This window comes from Motilibacter peucedani (assembly GCF_003634695.1).
GTDB lineage: Bacteria > Actinomycetota > Actinomycetes > Motilibacterales > Motilibacteraceae > Motilibacter > Motilibacter peucedani.
Window position 1 is genome coordinate 680,809 of the sequence record NZ_RBWV01000009.1, and the last position, 18,560, is coordinate 699,368.

At 75.6% G+C, this 18,560-nt stretch carries 17 protein-coding genes; 6 read left to right on the top strand and 11 right to left on the bottom strand.

Annotated elements, in window-relative coordinates; all coding sequences use genetic code 11:
• The first annotated feature begins 26 nt into the window (after positions 1–26).
• Entirely contained in the window at positions 27–1,187 is a 1,161-nt protein-coding gene (locus tag CLV35_RS04675) for an MFS transporter (protein ID WP_121192197.1), read from the top strand.
• On the opposite strand, the gene CLV35_RS04680 is transcribed toward CLV35_RS04675, so the two are convergent.
• The 6 genes from CLV35_RS04680 to CLV35_RS04705 all read right to left on the bottom strand — a co-directional run bounded on the left by CLV35_RS04680 (position 1,165) and on the right by CLV35_RS04705 (position 6,737).
• On the bottom strand, positions 1,165–2,223 hold the full coding sequence (locus tag CLV35_RS04680; RefSeq protein ID WP_121192198.1) for an iron-siderophore ABC transporter substrate-binding protein: 1,059 nt from the start codon (positions 2,221–2,223) through the stop codon (positions 1,165–1,167). The genes CLV35_RS04675 and CLV35_RS04680 overlap by 23 nt on opposite strands.
• A gap of 73 nt (positions 2,224–2,296) precedes the next feature.
• Positions 2,297–2,980 (bottom strand): (2Fe-2S)-binding protein, encoded by a 684-nt coding sequence (locus CLV35_RS04685; RefSeq protein ID WP_121192199.1) that lies wholly within the window; start codon positions 2,978–2,980, stop codon positions 2,297–2,299.
• A complete protein-coding gene (locus CLV35_RS04690) occupies positions 2,977–3,807 on the bottom strand; it encodes an ABC transporter ATP-binding protein (protein WP_121192200.1) in 831 nt (276 codons plus the stop codon). The genes CLV35_RS04685 and CLV35_RS04690 overlap by 4 nt, the downstream gene beginning before the upstream one ends.
• Before the next feature lies 1 nt (position 3,808).
• Positions 3,809–4,849, bottom strand: a complete 1,041-nt coding sequence (locus tag CLV35_RS04695; protein WP_121192201.1) for a FecCD family ABC transporter permease — start codon at positions 4,847–4,849, stop codon at positions 3,809–3,811.
• Positions 4,846–5,892 carry a FecCD family ABC transporter permease gene (locus CLV35_RS04700; RefSeq protein ID WP_231121486.1) on the bottom strand — a complete coding sequence of 349 codons (1,047 nt, stop codon included), beginning with the start codon at positions 5,890–5,892 and terminating at the stop codon, positions 4,846–4,848. Before CLV35_RS04700 ends, CLV35_RS04695 begins: the two co-directional genes overlap by 4 nt.
• An 83-nt stretch (positions 5,893–5,975) precedes the next feature.
• Positions 5,976–6,737 carry a hypothetical protein gene (locus CLV35_RS04705; RefSeq protein ID WP_121192202.1) on the bottom strand — a complete coding sequence of 254 codons (762 nt, stop codon included), beginning with the start codon at positions 6,735–6,737 and terminating at the stop codon, positions 5,976–5,978.
• 110 nt (positions 6,738–6,847) lie between these two features.
• Here CLV35_RS04705 and CLV35_RS04710 point away from each other — a divergent pair, with 110 nt between their 5' ends.
• Genes CLV35_RS04710 through CLV35_RS04720 form a run of 3 tightly spaced genes read left to right on the top strand, consistent with a single transcriptional unit; the run spans position 6,848 to position 11,470 of the window.
• Complete coding sequence (locus tag CLV35_RS04710) at positions 6,848–7,558, top strand: ABC transporter ATP-binding protein (protein WP_121192203.1); 711 nt, start codon at positions 6,848–6,850, stop codon at positions 7,556–7,558.
• A complete protein-coding gene (locus tag CLV35_RS04715; RefSeq protein ID WP_121192204.1) occupies positions 7,555–9,105 on the top strand; it encodes a GAF domain-containing sensor histidine kinase in 1,551 nt (516 codons plus the stop codon). The genes CLV35_RS04710 and CLV35_RS04715 overlap by 4 nt, the downstream gene beginning before the upstream one ends.
• 4 nt (positions 9,106–9,109) lie before the next feature.
• On the top strand, positions 9,110–11,470 hold the full coding sequence (locus CLV35_RS04720; protein ID WP_121192205.1) for an ABC transporter permease: 2,361 nt from the start codon (positions 9,110–9,112) through the stop codon (positions 11,468–11,470).
• Positions 11,471–11,474: 4 nt separating this feature from the next.
• Here the strand turns inward: CLV35_RS04720 and mug are convergent, their stop codons facing one another.
• From mug to CLV35_RS04735, 3 genes are read right to left on the bottom strand one after another with little or no spacing between them, the layout of a single operon-like run.
• The gene (mug, locus tag CLV35_RS04725) at positions 11,475–12,014 is read right to left on the bottom strand and encodes a G/U mismatch-specific DNA glycosylase (protein WP_121192206.1); all 540 of its coding nucleotides are present in this window, start codon (positions 12,012–12,014) and stop codon (positions 11,475–11,477) included.
• Positions 12,011–12,394, bottom strand: coding sequence for a response regulator transcription factor (locus tag CLV35_RS04730; protein WP_121192207.1), 384 nt, complete (start codon positions 12,392–12,394; stop codon positions 12,011–12,013). Before CLV35_RS04730 ends, mug begins: the two co-directional genes overlap by 4 nt.
• Entirely contained in the window at positions 12,391–13,074 is a 684-nt protein-coding gene (locus tag CLV35_RS04735) for a response regulator transcription factor (RefSeq protein ID WP_231121487.1), read from the bottom strand. The genes CLV35_RS04730 and CLV35_RS04735 overlap by 4 nt, the downstream gene beginning before the upstream one ends.
• Before the next feature lie 157 nt (positions 13,075–13,231).
• Here CLV35_RS04735 and CLV35_RS04745 point away from each other — a divergent pair, with 157 nt between their 5' ends.
• The gene (locus CLV35_RS04745; RefSeq protein ID WP_147431873.1) at positions 13,232–13,975 is read left to right on the top strand and encodes a hypothetical protein; all 744 of its coding nucleotides are present in this window, start codon (positions 13,232–13,234) and stop codon (positions 13,973–13,975) included.
• Between the two features lie 15 nt (positions 13,976–13,990).
• On the opposite strand, the gene CLV35_RS04750 is transcribed toward CLV35_RS04745, so the two are convergent.
• Positions 13,991–15,148 carry a pyridoxal phosphate-dependent aminotransferase gene (locus CLV35_RS04750; RefSeq protein WP_231121488.1) on the bottom strand — a complete coding sequence of 386 codons (1,158 nt, stop codon included), beginning with the start codon at positions 15,146–15,148 and terminating at the stop codon, positions 13,991–13,993.
• Positions 15,149–15,194: 46 nt separating this feature from the next.
• Between CLV35_RS04750 and CLV35_RS04755 the strand changes: the two genes are divergently transcribed.
• On the top strand, positions 15,195–15,944 hold the full coding sequence (locus CLV35_RS04755; protein WP_121192210.1) for an SDR family NAD(P)-dependent oxidoreductase: 750 nt from the start codon (positions 15,195–15,197) through the stop codon (positions 15,942–15,944).
• 105 nt (positions 15,945–16,049) lie between these two features.
• On the opposite strand, the gene CLV35_RS04760 is transcribed toward CLV35_RS04755, so the two are convergent.
• Positions 16,050–18,560, bottom strand: a complete 2,511-nt coding sequence (locus tag CLV35_RS04760; protein WP_121192211.1) for an ABC transporter permease — start codon at positions 18,558–18,560, stop codon at positions 16,050–16,052.

Here is an 18,560-nt window from a genome sequence, read left to right on the forward strand (position 1 = left end):
CGGGCTGCACGGGTAGCGTTCGCGCGGTGCAGGGCTTCCGCCGCGACCGGCTGACGTGGGTCGCCTACGTGCTGCTCGCCTGGTTCGCCTACCTGCAGGCAGCCCCCGGCCTGGTGATCGCCCACCTGCGCGACGAGCTCCACCTCAGCTACTCGACCGGCGGGCTGCACGTCGCGGCGTTCGCCACGGGCACCATCCTCGCCGGCGTCGTGGGTGTGCGGCTCGAGACGGCGGTCGGCCGCGGCCGGCTGCTCTGGTCGGCCACCCTGCTGATGTCCGTCGGCGTCGTAGGACTGACCGCGGGACGCGTCGCCACGGTGACCGTGGGTTCGGTGCTGGTGATGGGCGTCGGCGGGGGCCTGCTGCTGGTCGCGATCCAGGCCGCGCTGTCCGACCATCACGGCGAGCTCCGCACCGTGGCGCTCACCGAGGCGAACGTGGCTGCGAGCGTCGCCTACGTCGTGCTGATCGGCGCGCTGTCCCTGACCGCCGCGCTGCACGCCGGCTGGCGGCTGGCCCTGCTCGTGCCGCTCGCGGTTCCGGCGGTGGCGTGGTGGGGCAACCGGGAGCTCGCGATCGTGGCGCCGCCGCCGTCGCGGCTGGCGGCGGGCTCGCTGCCGCGGGTGTTCTGGCTGGCGGCGACCATGATGTTCTGCACCACCGCGGTCGAGTGGTGCATCGCGGCTTGGGGCGCCAGCTTCGTCGAGGACGCGACCGACGTCAGCGCGGACACGTCCGTCGCGCTGATGGCCGGCTACTTCGGTGGCGTCGTCGTCGGTCGCACCCTCGGCAGCGGCCTGGCGCGGCGCTACGACCCGGCCCGCCTGCTGGCTCTCGCCATGGGCCTGACCGCGCTCGGCTTCGCGGTCCTCTGGCCGGCGGGCTCCCCGGTGCAGGCGCTGCTCGGGCTCACCCTGCTCGGCGTGGGGCTCGGCAACCTGTTCCCCATGGGGCTCTCGGTGACGGTCGCCCTCGCACCCGACCGGTCGGCGCTGGCGAGCAGCCGGGCCGTGACCACGACGGCGGCAGCAGTGCTGCTCGCGCCGCTCACCGTGGGCACGCTGGCCGACGCCACCTCGCTCGAGGCGGCGTTCGGCGTCGTGCCCGTGATGCTGGCGCTGTCGGCGGTGCTGCTCGCCACGCTGGCGAGGGTGCAGGCTCGGCTCAGCTCTGCGCCGGCGCCTTGACCGCAGTGGCGGGGTCGCCGTCGAGTGCGTCGGCGAGCACCGGCACGAAGGTGTCGAGGAAGGCGGGGATGCTGAGGACGCTGGCAAAGCCGGCCTCGGCTCCCACGACGAGGTCCGACATGGGTATGTCGCGACCCTCCTTGCTGACGCGGAGCCCCTTGAACACCTTGCTCGATTGCAGCTTCGAGATGGCGGACGCATCGGTCGAGAGCAGCACGAGTGCGTCGGTGTCGAGGAGGTCGAGCCGCTCGGTGCTCACCTCGGCGTAGAACTTGTCGCCGGCCAGGGTGAGCAGCTGCTGCGGCACCGTCGTCCCGAGCGCCTTGAGGATGCGGCCGCGCGAGTCCTGGTCGGTGTAGGCGTAGACCAGCCCGTTGCCGAGCGCGCCGAAGACGGCTGTGGCGCCGTCGAACTCCGGGTGCGCAGCCTTCGCCGCGGCGAACTGCGCCTCCACGCCGTCCACCAGCGCCTGGGCCTCGTCCTGCTTGAACAGCGCCTTGCCGATGATGAGCTGTGCCTCCTGCCAGGGCGTGCCGTAGTCGACGTACTGCTTCGGCTGGGCCAGCGTCGGCGCGATCTTCGACAGGGTCGCGTAGTCCTTCGCCGTCATGCCGGACGAGAGCCCGACGATGAGGTCGGGCTTGAGAGCCGCGACCGCCTCGGGATCGATCTCGGCCGCCGACAGCACCGTGGGCTTCGCGCCACCGAGCTTGTCGTGCGCCCACGGCCAGGTCGCATCGGGCTGGTCGCCGTACCAGTCGCGGATGCCGACCGGCACGACGCCGAGCGCCAGCACCGGGTCCTGGTCGGTGAAGCCCACGCTGACGACCCGCTTCGGCGGCGCCGGGATGGTGGTGGTGCCGTACTTGTGCTCGATGGTGACCGGTCCCGCGGCGGCCGCCGGAGTCGCGGCTGCCGGTGCGGCGGAGGGGGAGCTGTCGCCGCACGCGGTCAGCGCGGCCAGCGAGGCGATGACCGCGGCGACGGTCAGCAGGCGCCGTGCGGTTGCGCGGCGGGATCGGGGTGAACGGGCCATGGGAGCGCCTTCCAGGGTGCACGAGGGAGGACCACCGGCGGTCCGCCGGTGGTCGAGGGGAATGGGACAGGGGTCAGTCGGAGTCGGGTCGTCTCCGCGGGCAGCCGGAGCAGTCGGCGCCGCCGGGGGTCTTGTAGGCGAAGCAGCACACCGAGCGCGGACGCTCCGCGTGCGACTCCCCGGCGAGCGCGTCGCCCAGTGCGTCCGCCGCGAAGCAGCTCACGGCCCGTGCGCCTCGACGACCTCGCCGGGCCCAGACCGCAGCGAACCACCGGGTGTGCGCGGCCAGCTCGTCGTCGAGCCGCGAGCGCAGTGCTGCGGCGCCGGCGACGACCTCGGCATCAGGGTGACGGGCGTAGGGATCGTCGGGCAAGCACGCGAAACACCCTGACAGCAGGCACAACCCGGTCGGCCATCCACCAGGTGCCCACTGGACCGCGAGGTCCGCAGGACCGAGACGTGGTACGCGGTGGATCGTCGCGAACATCGCGCCGGCCGCCATGGCGACGCCGCGGAGGTACCAGCCGAGCACGTACGACGGTGCAACCGTCGCGTCGACAGCTGCACCGAAGTACGCGTCGAGCCGCTCCTGCGCACCGCGGACGAGCGCGTCCAGCCGCGCGCCGTCGAGCTCGGCGAGCAGCGTCCAGCCGTCTCCGACGGGTTCCCCACAGTGGAGGAAGGCCTGCTGCGCCTGCGGAAGTCGGAACAGGCAGGAGGCCAGGGGAGGGGCGTCGAGCGCGAGCGAGGCTGTCACGGCGCCACCACGCCGGCGGCGGCCCGAGAGGGGAGCGGGACCACGAGTGGCGTTCCTGCCACCGGGTCGGTCATCACGTGCACCGGCAAGCCGAAGACCTCGCGCACCAGGTCTTCGGTGACCACCTCGGACGGTGCGCCGGCCGCCACGATGCGACCGTCCTTCATCGCCACGAGGTGGTCGGCGTAGCGACAGGCCTGGTTGAGGTCGTGCAGCACCATGACGACCGTGCGCCCGTCGCGCCGGTTGAGCGAGCTGACGAGCTCGAGCACGTCGACCTGGTGGGCCATGTCGAGGTAGGTCGTGGGCTCGTCGAGCAGCAGCAGCCGCGTCTCCTGCGCGAGGGTCATCGCGATCCAGGCGCGCTGGCGCTGCCCGCCCGACAGGGCGTCGAGATCCCGGTCGGCCAGCAGCGTGAGGTCGCACAGGGCGAGCGCCTCGTCGACCGCTTCCTCGTCCTGGCGCGACCACTGCTGCCACCAGCGCTGGTGCGGGCTCCGGCCCCGGGCGACGAGGTCGCGCACGGTCATGCCGTCGGACGCGGTCGGCGACTGCGGCAGCAGGCCGAGCACCTGGGCGACCCGGCGCGTCGGGACGGTGGTGATGTCCCGGCCGTCGAGCAGCACCGCGCCGGAGCTCGGGGCCAGCAGCCGGGCGAGAGCACGGAGCAGGGTGGACTTGCCGCAGGCGTTGGCGCCGACGACGACCGTGACGCGCCCTCCAGGGAGGACCAGGTGGAGGTCGTCGACGACCACGCGGTGGTCGTAGGCGAGGGTCAGGCCGCGCGCCTCGAGGGAGGGTGCGCCTGTCGAGCCGTAGGAGTCCACGTCAGAGCCCCTGCACCTGGCGCGAACGGCGCAGCAGCCACACGAGCACCGGCGCTCCCGCGACGGCGGTCACGACGCCCACCGGCGGGTCGCCGACCGGCCCGCGGTGGGCGACGAGGTCACTGAGGGCGACGAGCGCCGCTCCGGTGGCGGCGGACAGGACCAAGGGGACTCCAGGAGTGCGGCCCAGGCGGCGCGCCACGTGCGGTGCGACCAGGGCGACGAAGGCGACAGGGCCGGCGGCGGCGGTGGCGAGGGCCGCCAGGCAGACCGAGACGAGCGTGGCCAGCAACTGGACCGTCGTGGTCCGCTCCCCGAGAGCACGGGCGGTGTCGGGGTCGAGCTCGAGCAGGCGGACGTGGCGGGCGAGCGCCCACGTGACGGGGAGCAGCAGCACGAGGCCCAGCGCGACCGGCCGCACGTCGGCCCAGCTGCGTCCGTTGAGGCTGCCGGTGAGCCAGGCCGTGGCCTGCACGGCGTCGTTGACGCCGGCCCGCACCAGCAGCCACGACGTGACCGCCGACAGCAGGGACGCGAACCCGATGCCGACCAGCACGAGCCGCGCCCCGCCGAGACCTCCGGGGCCGCCCGTCGCGCTGACGACCAGGACGAGCGCTGCGGCACCGAGCCCGCCGGCGAGCGCGGCGCCCGACACGGGGAGCCAGCCGGGTGAGCCGAGCACGATGCTGGCGACCGCCGCGGCGGCGGCGCCGGCGGTGACGCCGAGGACGTCGGGACTCGCGAGCGGGTTGCGCGACACCGCCTGCGAGAGGGCGCCCGAGACACCCAGGGCCGCGCCGACGCAGAGCCCGGCGACCGTGCGGGGGAGCCGGATCTCGTTGACGACGAAGGAGGCGCCCGGGTCGCCGCGGTGCAGCACCGCGTCGGCGACCGTGCCCACGCCGATCGGGTAGTCGCCCGTCGTCAGCGCGAGTCCGCCTGCGGCCAGTGCCACCAGCGTCAGCAGGCCACCGGCGACCAGTGCGCCCGTGTCCAGGCGGACGGAGACCCGCGGATGGGGCCGCGCGACCAGTGCCTTCACAGCGAGGCCAGTCGCGGCCGGCGCACGAGCGCGACGAAGAAGGGCGCGCCCACGAGCGCGGTGACGATGGAGACCTGCACCTCGCCGGGCCGCGCGACGACGCGCCCGAGCACGTCGGCGACCACGAGCAGACCTGCACCTACCACTGCCGACAGCGGCAGCAGGGCACCGGAGTGGAGCCCGGCCAGCCGCCGCGCCACGTGCGGCGCGACCAGCCCGACGAAGACGATCGGGCCGGCGGCCGCGGTCGCCGCACCCGCCAGCAGCGTCGCGGCCAGGAGCGTGACTGCGCGGGTACGGCGTACGTGCACTCCCAGCGAGCGCGCCACGTCCTCACCGAGCGCCAGGCGCGAGAGTCCGCGCTGGACACCGGCGGCCAGCGCCGCGCCGAGCAGGACGAAGGGCAGCACCGTCAGGGTCACCGACCCGTCGCGGCCGGCCACCGAGCCGGTCTGCCACAGGCGCAGCGAGTCGACCGACTGCGAGCTGCGCAGCACCAGCGCGGTGGTCAGCCCCGTGCAGGCCGCCGCCACCGCAGCGCCGGTCAGCGCGAGCGTCACCGGCCCACCGCCGCTCCGCCCGCGCGAGCCGAGCACGTGGACGGCGGTGGTCGCCACGCCCGCACCCAGCAGGGCGAGCCACACGTAGGCGTCGAGGGAGGTCAGACCCGCCGTCACTCCCAGTGCCACAGCGAGCGCTGCGCCGGCGTTGACGCCGAGGAAGCCCGGGTCGGCGAGCGGGTTGCGCGTGAGCGACTGCAGCAGCCCCCCGGCGACGCCGAGGGCGCCGCCGACGAGGAGGGCGAGCAGCGTACGCGGCACCCGCAGCCCGCGGACGACGGCCGAGGCCTCGCTGCCGTCCGGATGGAGCAGCACCCGCGCCACCTCGCCCGGACTGATCGAGCGGGTGCCGACCGCCAGGCTCGCGGCCGTCGCGGCCGCGAGCACCACCACCAGCAGCAGGACCACGGCGCCGGTGCCGAGGGCGCGCACGGACGGCGTGCTCTCGGCGGGCAGCGCGCGGGTGGTGACGGACGGCGGCACGGGTCTCCTCGAGGTGGCGGAGCAAGGTAAGGCTTACCTAACCACACCGACCGGACGTGGAGCCAGTACCCGTCCGTGGCGGGTCAGGGCTGCCAGGCCACCAGGTGCTCGGTCTCCCGCGCGGCCTTGCGCACGCCACCACGCTCGTCGAGCCAGCCGCCGACCACACCGACCACCGGCAGCTTGCCGAGGGCGCGGAAGGCGAAGGCCCCCCGCGGGCGCTCGTCGAACATCCCCTGGACGGCGAGGAAGGTCGACCCGAGCCGCCAGAGCGTGCGGCCGGCGCGCTTGGCGAGCGCGGGCTGGGGAGCCGGGTCGGGCGTCGGCGCGTCGAGCTGCTCGAGCGGGTCGTCGGCACCGGGCTCGGCGGCGGCCCACTCGGTGACCGCCGCGGCGGACTCGCCCCGTTCGAGGGCCCGGGCGAACAGCACCCGGGCCAGCAGCGGCACCCAGTCGTCGGGGTCGGTGACGCCGTGCTCCTTGGCGACCGCGCAGACGGCGAGCCCTTCGGCCGACGCGCCGAGGGCCGCCTGCAGCGGCAGCCGGTCGGCGGCGGCGCCGGCCACCCGCGGCGTCGCCGCCACCAGTCCGGCGACGGCGGCGATCCGGGAGACCCACCAGTCCGAGCGCTTGGTCGGCGGCAGGTCGGCCCAGCCCGGCGAGGCGGGCGAGGTCCGGCCCAGCACGGCGGTGGCGGCCGCCCCGCGCGCCCGGTCGAGCAGCGAGGGGTCCTCGTCCTGCACGCCCCAGCCGAGCCAGCGCTCCGGGTCGTCGAGCACGTGGGCGGTGAGCCCGGCGTAGGTCGAGAGCACCCGGCGCAGCCGGTCGTCGCTCACCTGGGGCATGCGGTCTCCTCGCTGGGCGGGCTGTGTGGACACGGGGCTGGCGCAGGGTCGGGTGCTGTCTACCCGTTTCGCCGGTCCCGGCGCGGGTGCGGCCCTTAGGGTGACGCCTCGTGGAGGACCCGCACCCCGTCGCGCCGGCGCTCGAGCTGGCGGGGGTGCGCAAGACGCACGACCCCGACGGCACGCCCGTGGTCGCCCTGCGCGGGGTCGACCTGCGCGTCGAGCGCGGCGAGTTCGTCGCCCTCATGGGCCCGTCGGGCTGCGGCAAGTCGACGCTCCTGCAGGTCGCCGCCGGCCTCGAGCCCGCCGACGACGGGTCGGTGCGCCTGGCCGGCGAGGAGCTCGTCGGCCTCTCCGAGTCGGCCGGCGCACGGGTGCGCCGGCGGCACGTCGGCTTCGTCTTCCAGTTCTTCAACCTGCTCGAGGGCATGAGCGCGCTCGAGAACGTCGCGCTGGCCGCGCTCGCGGCAGGTGCCGGCCGACGGGCGGCCGACGCGAGGGCCCGCGAGCTCATCGACCTGCTGGGCCTGCTCGACAAGGCCCGCCGCCCGCCCGCGGCTCTCTCGGGCGGCCAGCGCCAGCGGCTGGCCATCGCCCGGGCCCTGGCCAACCGCCCGACGCTGCTGCTCGCCGACGAGCCGACCGGCGCGCTCGACTCCGCGGGCGCCCAGGAGATCCTCGAGCTGTTCGGCCGCCTGCACGAGCTCGGCCAGACGATCCTGCTCGTCACCCACAGCGCCGAGGTCGCCGCCGGCGCCGACCGGCTGGTGCTCATGCGCGACGGGCTCGTCGACGCACCCGTGCGCGAGGCGGCACCGTGACCGCCACGCGGCCGCGTACGTCCCTGGCGCTCGCGGGCGGTGCGCTGGTCGTCGCGACGGCGGCGGCCCTTGCCGCGGTCGACGCAGTCGCCCACGACGGGCGCACGGCGGTCGTCGTCGTCCTGCTCGTCGCGTCGGCGGTGCCGCTGGCCGGCGCCGCGCTGCCCGGGCGCGCGGTGCACCGGTGGTTCCGCCACCTCTACCCCGCGGCGCTGGCGGGGACGGCGACCGCCGTGGCCGTGCTCGCCGGCACCGCCGTGCTCGTGCTCGCCCACGGCCGCCTGCCGCGGGCCGCCGAGCGGCCGCTGGTCTGGAGCGCTGCCGCCGGCCTGCTCGCCGCCGCCCTGGTGGGCGCGGTGGTCGCGACGTACGCGTCGCAGCTGCTCCGCCGCGCCCGCTCGGGCATGCGCCGCACGCCCGACGACGTGCTGCGGGCGCTGGCCGAGGGCGGCGAGGGCACCTCTGGCGACGACCTCCTGCAGCAGCTCGTGGACTCGGTGCGCCGGGCCTTCGAGCTCGACTTCGCCGAGGTGTGGATCGGTGACGGGCGCGTGCTGCAGCGGGCGGCCGCCTCGCCGGCGAGCCTGCCGGGGCCGACGACCCTGACCGACGCCGAGATCGCGGTGCTCTCGCGGGCCGACGTCGCGGGCGAGGGGTGGCTGCGGCTGTGGCTGCCCCGGCTGCTCGAGGGCCGCGAGTCGGCGCAGCTGCGCCTCAGCCCCGCCCGGCACGAGGGCGAGGTGCTCGGCCTGCTGACGGCGGGGCGCTCGGCCGGGTCGCCCGCCTTCGACGAGGGCGACGACCGGTCGTTCGGCGACCTCGGCCGCCGGCTCGGCATCCTGTTGAGCAACCGCGCGCTGGGCAGCCTGCTGCGGGCCACGCTCGAGGACCTGCGCAGCGCCAACGCCGACCTGCGCCGCTCCCGCGCCCGCCTGGCCTCGGCAGGTGATGCCGAGCGCCGCCGCATCGAGCGCAACCTGCACGACGGGGCGCAGCAGCACCTCGTCGCCCTCGCCGTGACGCTCGGGCTGGCCCGCGACCTGGTGACCGAGGACCCCGCCGGGGCGGTCGACCTGCTCGAGGAGGCCGTCACCGAGGTCAAGGCCACGGTGCAGCAGGTGCGCGACCTCGCGCACGGCATCTACCCGCCGCTGCTGGTCGAGGCGGGGCTCGGCCAGGCGCTCTCGGCAGCGGCCGGGCGGGCCGCGCAGCCGGTGGTCGTCTCGGCGCGGGGCGTCGGGCGCCACCCCGGCCCGGTCGAGGAGGCGGTCTACTTCTGCTGCCTCGAGGCGCTGCAGAACGCCGCCAAGCACGCGCCGGGCTCGCGCGTGACGCTCACGCTGTTCGAGGACGCCGACCGGCTCGGCTTCGAGGTCGCCGACGAGGGGCCGGGCTTCGAGCCGGCCTCCGTCGTGCCCGGCCACGGCTTCGCCAACGTCGCCGACCGGCTGGGCGCGATCGGCGGGCGCGTCACCTGGACCTCGGCGCCCGGTGCCGGCACGACCGTGCGCGGCGAGGTGCCGCTGCCCGTGCCGCAGGAAGCCTGACGCCGTGACCGGCCTGCCCTCCCCGGGACTGGCCTGGGGTGCCGTGCTCGCCGTCGCCCGCCGCGAGCTGCGCCTGCGCTGGGTGGCCCTGGTGGCGATCGGCGTGCTCGCCGGGCTCGCCGGAGCGGCCGCCGCCGGCGGGGTGGCGGTCGCCCGGCGGACGACCTCGGCGCACTCGCGGCTGATCGCCGCCTCGGGCCAGGAGGACGCGCGGATCCTGTCGTTCGGCGGGCAGTCGACCGCACAGGTGGCAGCGCTCCCCAGCGTCGCCGCGTCGTGGTCGAGCAGCGCGGTGGTCGCCAAGCTGCTCAGCGGCAACCTGGCCTACGTCGGCATCGTCAGCGGCCCGCCGCGCCCGCCCGGGCTGATCACCCCGGTGGTGCTCGAGGGCCGCATGCCCCACGACGACGACCCGGGCGAGGTGGCGGTCGACCGCGCCTACCTGCGCGCCTTCGGCTTCCACGTCGGCGACACCCTGCGGCTGAAGGCGCTGACGCGTCAGGAGGTCTTCGACTTCGACAAGGGCTTCGGCGAGCCCGACGGGCCGGCACTCTCGCTGCGCGTGGTCGGCTCGCTGCTGCTGCCCTCGTCGGGCAACGGCATCGGGCCGGCCTGGGCGTCGTCGGCGTTCAACGCCCGCTACGCCGACCTCTCGCCGGGCGGCACGCAGTTCCTCCGCCTGCGCCCCGGCGCCGCCGTGTCCGAGCTCGAACGCGAGCTCGCCCAGGTCAGCTCCGACGCGCCCGCGGACGCAGCGGAGTTCGGCCCGCTGCGCGTGGTGACGCCCGAGAGCACCGACGACCCCAGCGTCGCGGCCGCCCAGCGTGCGGCGGCGGTCGGGCTCGGTACGTTCGCGGCCGTGGCGCTGCTCGCCGGCCTGCTCGCGACCTGGCAGGGGCTCGCGCGGCACTGGGCCGCCGGCGGCGAGGACCAGCGCGTCGAGGCGGCGCTCGGTCTGACCGCGGGCGAGCGTGCCCTGGCCCGTACGCTGCCCGCCCTCGCCGGCGCCGCCGCCGCAGGTGCCCTCACCGTCGGCGGCACCCTGGCCGCCGGCCTGCTCGAGCCGGTCGGCCGGCTCGCCGACGTCGAGCCGGCTCCCGGTTGGCGTCCCGACCTCGCCGTCGCGCTGGTCGGCGGCTGCGTCGCGGTGCTCGTGGTCGCCGCGCTGGCCGGCGCGAGCGCCTGGCGGGCGGGGTCGGCGCCGCAGTCGTCGGCGGCCGGCACGTCGACCGTGCGGGGTGGCGTCCTCGCGCTCGTGCGCCCGGCCTGGGCGCTGGCCGGCGGCGCCTTCGCCACCCGGCGGGCGGCGGGTCGCACACGCGTACCCGTCCGGCTCACGTTCGTCTCCGCGGGCCTGGCCGTCGCCGGCATCGTCGCCAGCGCCACCTTCGCCGCGAGCCTGCACCGGCTCGACTCCACGCCGGCGCGCTACGGCGTGTTCGCCGACTTCTACTACGCCGACGCGCAGCCCACCGACCTCGTGCGCCTGGCCGCCGACCGGCACGTCGGGACGCTGGTGCTCGAGCGGGCCACGACGGTCTCGGTCGAGGGCCGGTTCGCCACCGCCTACAGCGACGAGGTGAGGAAGGGCGACCTGCACGTCACCACGCTGGAGGGGCGCGAGCCGCGTACGCGTCGGGAGGTCGCGCTCGGACCCCGCCTCGCGGGCGACCTCGGCGCCCGGGTCGGCAGCACCGTCCGGCTCACGCCTCCGGGCGGGCGGCCGCTGGAGTTCCGGGTCGTCGGGCTGGTGCTCTACCCCGACCAGCAGGCGGCGCCGCTCGGAGAGAACCTGCTGCTCACGACACCCGGGCTCACCGACGCGCAGACCTCCCCGCCGACTCTCGGCGCCTACGTGGAGGCGGCGCGCCCGGCCGACCTGCCGGCGCTGTGGGCCGACTACGGGCGGACCCTGGAGCTGACTTCCGCCGGCCAGCCCGAGCAGGTCAGCAACGTGACGGGTCTGGCCGGGGTGCCGACCGCGCTGGTCGTCTTCCTCGCTGCGCTCGGCGCCGGCGCGCTCACCCACGCGCTCGTGCTGCTGACCCGCCGCCGGGCCCGCGACCTGGCGGTGCTCCGGGCCCTCGGGCTCGCCCCGCGCGAGGTGGCGCTGACGGTGGTCGCGGCCGCGCTGGTCATCGCCACGGCCGCACTGGTGGTGGGCGTGCCGCTGGGCCTGCTCGTCGGCCGGGTCCTCTGGTCGCAGACGGCCGGCACCGTCGGCGTGGCGACCGACACGGCCTGGCCAGGAGTGGCGCTGCTCGTGCTGGTGCCGGCGGCGGTCACCGGCAGCGTGCTGGTCGCGCTGCTCACCGCCCGCCGGGTCACCTCGCAGCGGGCGTCGGTCGCCCTGCGCGAGGAGTGAGGCGTCACTCCGTCGCGGCGCGCAGCTCGGCGAACAGCTCGGCCAGGGCCGGCAGCGTGAAGTGGGCGTTGAGCCCGCTGGGGTTCGGCAGCACCCAGACGGCCGTCGGCCCGATGCCCTCGGGCTGCAGGCCGAGGGCGGCGCGCGGCCGTGCGAACGCGGTGCGGTAGGCGCCGACGCCGAGGACGGCGAGCGTACGCGGTGCCAGGTCCGCCACCCGTGCGCGCAGCGCCTCGCCGCCGGCCGCCAGCTCCTCGCGCGTCAGTTCCGCCGCCGTGGCCGACGCGCGCGGCACGACGTTGGTGATGCCGAGCCCGAGAGGCAGCAGGAGGTGCTGCTCGGCAGGGGAGAACAGCCTCGGTGTGAAGCCCGAGAGGTGCAGTGCGGGCCAGAACCTGTTGCCCGGCCGGCCGAAGTGCGTCTGCGACCACGCGGTCCACAGGCCGGGGTTGATGCCGCAGAAGAGCACGCGCAGCCCTGGTGCCGCCACGTCGGGCAGCGTCGCGCCCTCGAAGGCCAGCAGCTCTGCCCGCGACGGGCTCACGCGACCGGCCGGTGGGCGCTCCAGAGCTCGTTGAGCAGGGGCGCGGCGAGCTCCTCCTTCGACACGTAGGCAGCGGCTCCGCTCGTCGACACCTCCGCCGGCAGGTCGGCGCGGGCGTAGGTCGAGCAGAGGAAAACCACGGCCGAGGGCACCAGCTCGCGCAGCCGCGCGGTCGCCGCCACCCCGCCCATGCCCGGCATGTGGATGTCCATCAGCACCAGGTCGGGTGCCAGCTCGACGGCGAGCTCGACCGCCTGCTCGCCCGACTCGGCCTCGCCCGCGAGCACGAACCCGCTGGCACGGCGCAGCATCCCGGCGGCTGCGAGCCGGAAGGGCCGCTGGTCGTCGACCACCAGGACGCGGACCTCGGAGCCGGTCATGACGCCCGGCCGCTGCCCTCGAGGTAGACCAGCACGGCGCTGACCCGGCGGTTGAGGTCCTTCTCCTCGGTCAGTCCGAGCTTGCTGAAGATCGAGTTGGTGTGCTTCTCGATGGCCCGCTCGGTGAGGAACAGGTCGCCGGCGATCGCGGCGTTGCTCTTGCCCTGCGCCATGTGCCCGAGCACCTCGCGCTCGCGGGCCGTCAGCGCGTGCAGCGGCGACCTCGCGGGTGCGCTGCTCGCAGCGACCAGGCGCTCCACGACGGTGGGGTCGATGACCGATCCGCCCGCGGCGACCGTACGCACCGCGTCCGCCAGCTCGCTCACGCCCGCGACGCGCTCCTTCAGGAGGTACGCGCGTCCGGCCGAGCCGCCCTCGAGCAGCCGCAGCGCGTAGGCCGCCTCCGCGTGGGCGCTGAGCAGCACCACGCCGACCCGCGGGCGCTCGGCGCGCAGCCGCTGCGCGGCCCGGATGCCCTCGTCGGTGCCGGTCGGGGGCATGCGGATGTCGGAGATGACGACGTCGGGGTCGTGCTCGGCCACGAGCGCGAACAGCGAGTCGATGTCGGTGGCCGTGCCGACCAGGTCGAGGTCGTCGGCCGCGGCGACCAAGCGGGTCAGTCCCTGGCGCAGCAGGGCGTTGTCTTCCGCGAGGACGACGCGGATCGGCGAGGAGCTCACCCGCACACCGTAGGGGAGCCGGCGCCCCACGGCAGTGGTGCTAGCGCCACTTCAGCTCGGCCAGTCAGCACCGTGGGCAGGCGGCTCCCGGTCCAGCACCGTTGAGAGCGTCCGCACCGGCCACCCCGGCCGGTGCCGAGCAGGAGGAGCACCACCGATGTCCAGCAGCACCTACGCCGAGTCCCTCGCCAGCGGCAGCACCAGCCGGCTCGTCCCCACCCCGGCCGCGTCTCCCGAGGAGCGGCCCCTCGACCGTCCCCGCCGCGCGCTGTGGGCGTGGTCCGGCATCGCGGCCGGCGTCGCCGGCGCCGCGGCGACCTTCCTCGGCCCGCAGACCTCCAGCGAGGACGTGACCTCCGGCGGCGCCGAGGCCGTGTGGCGCTCGCTGCACGACCAGACGACCGTACGCATCGGTGCCTCCGTCGGCTTCCTGGCCACCGCACTGCTCCTCGTCTTCGCGGTCGGCTTCAGCCGGTGGCTCGAGGAGCACCTGCCCTCGCGCAGCCTGGTCCCCGCCGCCGTGCGCATGGGGCTGACCGGCTCGGTCGGCGCGCTCGTCGTGTCCTACGGCTTCAAGGCGATGCTCGCCGGCGGCATGCCCGGCGGCATCGACCACGCGATGTACACCCACAGCGACGTGTCGGCCCTGCTCATCATCACCGGGCAGATCCAGTGGCTCGGGTGGATGGGTGTGGCCTTCGCGCTCGCCGCGACTGCCGCTGCGGTCCTCCGTGGCCGCGTCCTGCCGCTCTGGATCGGCATCCTCGCTGCCCTGAACTCCCTGGCCGTCGCGGTGATGACGCTCGCGTTCGCGCTGCCCTACTCGGCCGGCGTCCTCTCGCCCATCGTGCTCGCCCTGCTCGGCGTCACGCTCGTCGCCTCCCGCAAGGCGCAGCGATGACCCCGGCCATGGTGGTCAGGTTCGCAGAGGTGCGAGCTTCTCGAGAGCTAGAGCGAGCGTGTCGTCGCGCTTGCAGAATGCCCATCGCACGAGATGACGACCCCGCTCGGAGTCCGCGTAGAACACTGCCGACGGGATGGCTACCACGCCGTACCTCCTCGGCAGCGCACGACAGAACTCGACCCCGTCGTCGAACCCCAGCGGACGAATGTCGGTCGTGACGAAGTACGTCCCGGCCGGTGTGAAGACCTCGAGGCCGAGGTCGCGCAGGCCGGCGCACAGCAGGTCGCGCTTGCCCTGGAGGCTGTCGCGCAGCGCGTCGAGCGGCGGCTGCCCCAGGCGCAGGCCGGCTGCGACGGCCGGCTGGAAGGGCGCACCCGAGGTGTAGGTGAGGAACTGCTTCGCGGTGCGCACGGCGGTCACCAGCTCGGCCGGCCCGGTGACCCACCCGACCTTCCAGCCGGTGACGGAGAAGGTCTTGCCGGCCGACGACACCGACACCGTCCGCTCGCGCATCCCCTCGAGCGTCGCGGGCGGCACGTGGGCCCGGCCGTCGTAGACCATGTGCTCGTAGACCTCGTCGCTCACGACGAGCAGGTCGTGCTCCACCGCGACGGCGGCCACGGCCGCGACCTCCTCCGGCGAGAGCACCGCGCCCGTCGGGTTGTGCGGGCTGTTGAGGAGGATCAACCGCGTACGCGGCGTCACGGCCGCACGGAGCGCGTCGACGTCGAGGGCGTAGGACGGCGGGCGCAGCGTCACCGGAACCAGCACCCCGCCGGCCATCGCGACGCTCGCGCCGTAGCTGTCGTAGAACGGCTCCAGCGCCACCACCTCGTCGCCGGGCTCGACCAGGGCGAGCATCGCCGCGGCGATGGCCTCGGTGGCACCGGTCGTGACGAGCACCTCGGTGTCGGGGTCCCAGCTCAACCCGTAGCAGCGCAGCTGGTGCTCGGCGACCGCATGGCGCAGCTCCGCGGTGCCGGGCCCGGGCGGGTACTGGTTGACCCCGCTGCGGATCGCCTCCACCGCGGCCTCGAGCACCTCGACCGGACCGTCGGTGTCGGGGAAGCCCTGGCCCAGGTTGACCGAGCCGGTCTCGACCGCGAGCGCGGTCATCTCGGCGAAGATCGTCGTTCCGAGCCCGTGCAGCCGGCGCGCGAGAGGTGCCACGGCCGCCACTCTCGCACGGCGAGCCACGGGTGGCAGAGTCGCGGTCATGCCCACAGCCCTGGTCACCGGAGCCTCGTCCGGCATCGGCGCCGCCTTCGTCGAACGCCTCGCGGCGCGCGGCTTCGACCTCGTGCTCGTCGCTCGGGACGCGGCGCGGCTGGAGATCCGCGCTGCGGAGGTGCGCGACGCGTACGCGGTGGCCGCCGAGGTCCTGCCCGCCGACCTCTCCGACCGTGAGCAGCTGCGGCTCGTGGAGGTGCGGCTCTCCGACCCCGAGCGGCCGGTGGACCTGCTCGTCAACAACGCCGGCTTCTCGCTCGGCGCCGACTTCGGCGAGAGCGACGTGCGCGACGAGGAGCGGCTGCTCGACGTGCTCGTGCGCGCGGTGGTGGTGCTGTCGAAGGCGGCGCTGCCCGGCATGGTCGAGCGGGGCGGGGGAGCGGTCATCAACGTCTCGAGCATCGCCGGACTCCTGCCCAACGGCACCTACTCCGCAGCCAAGGCCTACGTCACCTCCTTCACCGAGGGGCTCGCCACCTCGCTCGCCGGCACCGGAGTGCGCGTGCAGGCGCTGTGCCCCGGGCTCACGCACACGGAGTTCCACTCGCGTGCGGGGCTCGACCTGCGGCGCGCGCCCTCGTTCGTGTGGACCACTGCCGAGCAGGTCGTCGACACCAGCCTGCGCGACCTCGACCGGGGCCGGCTGGTCAGCCTGCCGGGCTGGACCACCGCGGTCTTCGCCCGCGTCGCGCCGCTGCTCCCGCGGGCCGTGCTGCGCCAGGTCCGCCGCTCCTGACGACGTCGTGGTCCCCCATCGCCCTATAGCGGCGACCAGGGACCACGACGTCGTGGAGCCCAGTCGCCCTATAGCGGCGACCAGGGACCACGACGTCGTGGGGGGCTACTGCTGCGTACGCGGCGGCCGGAGCATCCCGCGCAGCGGCAGCTCGGTGGTGAGCCAGGCCAGCGCTCCGACGCCGATCGCCACGGCCGGCAGCAGCCACACCGGGCCGGCGGCCCACGGACGGCCGAGGAACGCGATGCCCAGCAGGGCCAGCGGCACGGTGCTCAGCAGCAGCCCGGCGACCAGCGCCCCGAGACCGGCCAGGCCGGCCTCGGCGCGGAGGACGCTGCGTACCTGTGCGGGTGTCGCACCCAGCCGGCGCAGCAGCGCGACCTCCTCGCGCCGCTGGCCGGTCGCGGCGACCATGCGGTTGGCGATGCTCAGGAGCAGGTAGGCCAGCAGCACGACCACGGTCGCCAGGTTGAGCTTGCTCGACGCCGAGGACTCGTCGCGTGTGTCGGCACCACCGGCCGGCCCAGCCGGGGTGACCGTCGCACCGGGCACGCCCGCGACCGCCTGGGCCAGGGCGCCCCGGGTCGCGGGCGACCCGTCCGTCCGCAGCAGCACCCGGTCGGTGAGCGGCGAGGTGCGGTGGCCGCGTACGAGGTCGGCCGACACCGCGACCGGCCCGAAGCCGAGCCCGCGGTCGTAGAGGGCGACCACCCGGGCCGAGACCGGGGTGCCGTCGCCGAGGACGAGGGGCACCTGGTCGCCCACCCCGACGTCCTGGGCGTGGGCGGCGTGCACGTCGAGCGCCGCGGTGTCGCCGCGCAGGTCGTCGAGGCTGCCCTCGGTGACGCCCAGGTCGAGCACCGACGAGGGGTGCTGGCCGAGCACGAGCGCGCTGGCCGCACCGACCGTCGGGTCGCCGAGCTCGTCATAGGTGCGCGCCACGGTCGTCGAGCTCACCGGCACGGCCGCCCGCACCCCGGGCACGGCGGTCAACTCGCGCACCGAGTCGCCGGACAGCCCGCCGACCGACGGTGCCGTGACGACGGCGTCGGCGAGGGTGCCCCGGTCGAGGTCGCGGGAGGCCGCGCTCGACAGGGTGGTCTGCGCCAGCACGTAGGTCAGCACGAACACGACGGCCATGGCCAGGCTGGTCAGGCCGGAGGTCGCGCGCCGCGGGTTGCCGGCCGTGCCGGTCACCGCCAGCCACCAGCTGGCCCGGGTGCTGCTGGGCAGCCGACGCGCCATGGCCCGGGCCACGCGCTGGACGGCCAGCGGCCCGGCGAGCGGCAGCCCGATGACGGCGAGGATGCCGGCGACCGACGTCGCCGCCGCGCCGTCCTCGGTCGGCACGAACACCGGAAGTGCGGCCAGCGCAGTCGCGCTGACGATGAGCACCGCACCGATGACGGCCCGGGTACGCGACAGCTGGCGAGGCTCGGCGCGCGAGGCCGCGACGGCTTCCACGGCGGGCAGGCGCGAATGCTTCCAGCCGGCCGCCACGCCGGCGAGGTGCACGGTCAGCGCCATCAGCGCCGCGGCCCCCAACGCCGGGAGCGGGCTCCACGAGAACGGCAGCGACGAGTCGACCATGCCGATGTCGACGAGAAGGTCGCGCATCCGGCCGGCCAGCAGGTAGCCCAGCGCGACGCCCGGCACGAGCGCCAGCGACGACACGACCAGGGCCTGCCGCGAGACCAGCCCGCGGACCTGGCGCGGTGTCGCTCCGACGGCGCGCAGGAGCGAGAGCTCCGGCCGCATGGCGCTGACGACGACGGCGAGGGCTGCCGCGACGACGAAGCCGACCACCATCAGCACCACGCCCGCCATCGACCCGGCGAGCACCACGAGCAGGGAGCGGCTTCCCACCGCCGCGGGGGCGACGGCGTCACCCCGCGCGTCGCCGGTCAGCACCCGCAGGCCCGAACCGTGCAGCGCCTGCCGCACGTCGTCGCCGTGCTCGAGCCGCAGCCCGACCAGGTCGACCGTCCCGCCGCGCGGGCCGGAGTCGCGGCCGGCGAGGCCGGCCGCCGTCGTGTCGGAGAACCAGACGCCCGGCTCGGCGGTGCGCACCACCGCGGTGACGCGGTAGTCGGCTGCCGCACCCGCGACCACGATGCGTACGCGGCTGCCCGTCCGCGCCCCGGCCGCGGCCGCCGTGGCGGAGTCGAGGGCGACGTCGTCGTCGCTGACCGGCGCGGAGCCGCTCACCTCGCGCGAGGGAAGCAGCAGCGTCGAGGACCAGCCGTGCCCGGCGGTGACCGGGTCGCCGGCGGCGACGGGCTTCCCACCCGCGCCGAGCACGGCAGCCGGGAGGCTGACGTCGCCGACGGCCGCGGCCACACCGGGCACTGCCGCGAGGCGGGAGACGACGTCGGCCGGGACGGTGCGCCGCTCGGGCAGTGGCAGGGGGAGGTCCTCAGGCACCGGGATGTCCTGGCGCGCAGCGACGACTGCGTCGGCACCGGCGAGCCGGCCGGCGTCGAGGTGCGAGCGCAGGCCGGACTCGGCGATGACACCGGTCGCCGTGACGAGGGCCAGGCCGCCGAGCACGGCGACCACGACGGCCAGCAGCGCGGTGACGCGCCGGCGGCTGAGGTCGAGAGCGAGGTGCCACAC

Coding starts and splice junctions, on each gene's coding strand:
- CLV35_RS04705 (WP_121192202.1), bottom strand. CDS start 6,737: ATGCCCCAGGTGAGCGACGACCGGCTGCGCCGGGTGCTCTCGACCTAC.
- CLV35_RS04745 (WP_147431873.1), top strand. CDS start 13,232: ATGTCCAGCAGCACCTACGCCGAGTCCCTCGCCAGCGGCAGCACCAGC.
- CLV35_RS04680 (WP_121192198.1), bottom strand. CDS start 2,223: ATGGCCCGTTCACCCCGATCCCGCCGCGCAACCGCACGGCGCCTGCTG.
- CLV35_RS04755 (WP_121192210.1), top strand. CDS start 15,195: ATGCCCACAGCCCTGGTCACCGGAGCCTCGTCCGGCATCGGCGCCGCC.
- CLV35_RS04730 (WP_121192207.1), bottom strand. CDS start 12,394: ATGACCGGCTCCGAGGTCCGCGTCCTGGTGGTCGACGACCAGCGGCCC.